We start from the raw sequence: 2,349 nt of genomic DNA, 5'->3' as shown, positions 1-2,349 counted from the left end.
ATGAGGGCTCCCTGATTGCGCCGAACAGCCCCTACGCGGCGTCCAAGGCCAGCGCCGATCTGTTTGTTCGGGCCTATCATGAGACGTTTGGGTTTCCTGCGCTTATCACCAGATGCTCCAACAATTTTGGCCCCTATCAATTTCCGGAAAAGCTGATTCCGCTGATTATTTACAACAGCCTGCATGACAGAAAAATCCCCGTCTACGGAGACGGGCAGCAGGTGCGGGATTGGCTGTATGTAGAGGACCATTGTTCCGCGCTCTGCCATGTGCTGGAGAGCGGAGAATGCGGCGAAGTCTATAATATCGGCGGAGACGGAGAAGAGAGCAATCTACAGGTTATACAAACGATTTTGCGCCTGTTAGGCCGGTCAGAAAGCCTGATTCAATTTGTAGCGGACCGGCCCGGCCATGACCGGCGGTACGCGATGGATTACACGAAGCTGAACCGGCACACCGGATGGAAGCCGTCGTATTCTTTCACGGGGGGTTTGAAGCGCACTGTGCAGTGGTACCTGGAAAACGAGAACTGGCTGGAAACCACGGCCGGACGTGATTTTCAAGCGTACTGCAAAACGATGTATACATAAGGGGAAAAAGAACATGATACCATTCAACCGCCCGCCGGTCCTGGAAAAATCCTTTGAATACATGCGGCAGGCCGCGCAGGAGCAGGGGAAAATCTGTGGAGACGGTATGTTTACGAAGAGGTGCTCCGGGTGGATGGAGGAACGTTTTCAGGCGCGGAAAGTCCTGCTGACCACTTCCTGCACCCACGCCCTGGAGCTGGCGGCGATGCTGTGCGATATCCAGCCGGGGGACGAGGTCATTATGCCGTCGTATACATTCGTCTCAACGGCCAACGCGTTTGTCCTGCGGGGCGCGAAAATTGTGTTTGTAGACATCCGCCCGGATACCATGAACCTGGACGAAAGGTTGATTGAGGCGGCGATCACGCCGAAAACAAAGGTCATCGTTCCGGTTCACTACGCGGGTGTTGGCTGTGAGATGGATGCCATTCTGGACATCGCCCGGCGGCACAACCTCATGGTGGTAGAGGACGCGGCCCAGGGTGTAATGAGCGCCTACCACGGAAAAGCGCTGGGAACGCTTGGCGACCTTGGCTGTTACAGTTTCCACGAGACGAAGAACTATAGCATGGGCGAGGGCGGGGCGCTGGCAATCAATCGCCCGGACTTGATTGAGCGGGCGGAAATTCTGCGGGAGAAGGGGACGAACCGCTCTCGTNTTCTGCGCGGGCAGGTGGATAAATACACTTGGGTGGATATAGGTTCTTCCTATCTTCCAAGCGAGTTGAACGTGGCATATCTGTATGCACAGTTGGAGCTTGCGGATGAGATCAATCATGACCGCCTTAAAAGCTGGAGCGCATACTTGGAAGCGCTTGCGCCGCTGCAGAACAGGGGTCTGATTGAACTGCCGGTTATTCCGGAGGGCTGCCGTCACAATGCGCACATGTTTTACATCAAAGCGAAGGACCTCGCGCAGCGAACGAAATTGATACAATTCTTGAAGGAGCGGGGAATTGGAACGGCGTTTCACTACGTGCCGCTTCACAGCTCCCAGTCAGGTGCCGCAAGGGGAAGATTTCATGGCGGCGATCGCTATACCACGCGGGAGAGCGAACGGCTTTTGAGGATTCCGATGTTCTATAAACTTCCTAAAGAGGCTCCCCCGGATATAGCGAGACTGATGAAAGAGTTTTTCAGAGAAATAAAATAAGCAAATCGTGAGGTGCCTCACGATTCAGTCCGTATTACGGACTGAATCCATCTTGATCGAAAGGATATAGTGTAATGGAGCAGATTATTATTTATGGAGCAGGAAATACAGGAAAATTTGCATACGACTTTTTAACTCAAACATACGAGGTTCTTTGCTTTATTGATGGGAAAAACCCTGAAAAATGGGGAACAACTGTCTGCGGGAAAAAAGTGTGCAGTCCGGAAATACTGAATGAGCACCGGGATATGACGGTATTTATTGCAAGCATTTACGCCCATGAAATTATGCAGGATATCCAGAAGTACCATTTACGAAAAGTTTACAAATATGAGTGTGGAGCTGTTCCTTGCTTATTAGAATTGGATAATGAGTTGAAGGAGAAACGAACGATTGACTTAGGAGCATTTTTTCGCAGTCACGGGGAACGTGTTGTTTGTAAGGAACTGACATTTATGTATGGGGGCTCCGGCGTTTTAGATTATATGTTTATCAAGCAGGTCGCAGAGCTGTTTTCCTGTAAAAAGTATCTTGAAATTGGGACCTATATTGGTGAAAGCATCAATATACTGACAGATTGCTGCGAAGAACTTTATAGTATTACAG

Annotated in this window: 3 protein-coding genes; all 3 read left to right on the top strand. The window is 50.6% G+C overall.

What is annotated here, in order from left to right; all coding sequences use genetic code 11:
* Positions 1–590: dTDP-glucose 4,6-dehydratase (locus tag JX325_RS15465; protein ID WP_204791951.1), on the top strand; the 590-nt coding region annotated here is incomplete at its 5' end.
* A gap of 13 nt (positions 591–603) precedes the next feature.
* Entirely contained in the window at positions 604–1,743 is a 1,140-nt protein-coding gene (rffA, locus tag JX325_RS15460) for a dTDP-4-amino-4,6-dideoxygalactose transaminase (RefSeq protein WP_204791952.1), read from the top strand.
* Between the two features lie 74 nt (positions 1,744–1,817).
* Positions 1,818–2,349, top strand: a 532-nt coding sequence (locus tag JX325_RS15455; RefSeq protein WP_374220643.1) for a nucleoside-diphosphate sugar epimerase/dehydratase, incomplete at its 3' end; no start/stop codon positions are given.

Origin of the sequence: Oscillibacter sp. CU971 (assembly GCF_905219725.1) — a bacterium.
Taxonomy (GTDB): Bacteria; Bacillota; Clostridia; order Oscillospirales; family Oscillospiraceae; genus Oscillibacter.
This window is presented reverse-complemented; position numbering and strand designations above follow the sequence as displayed.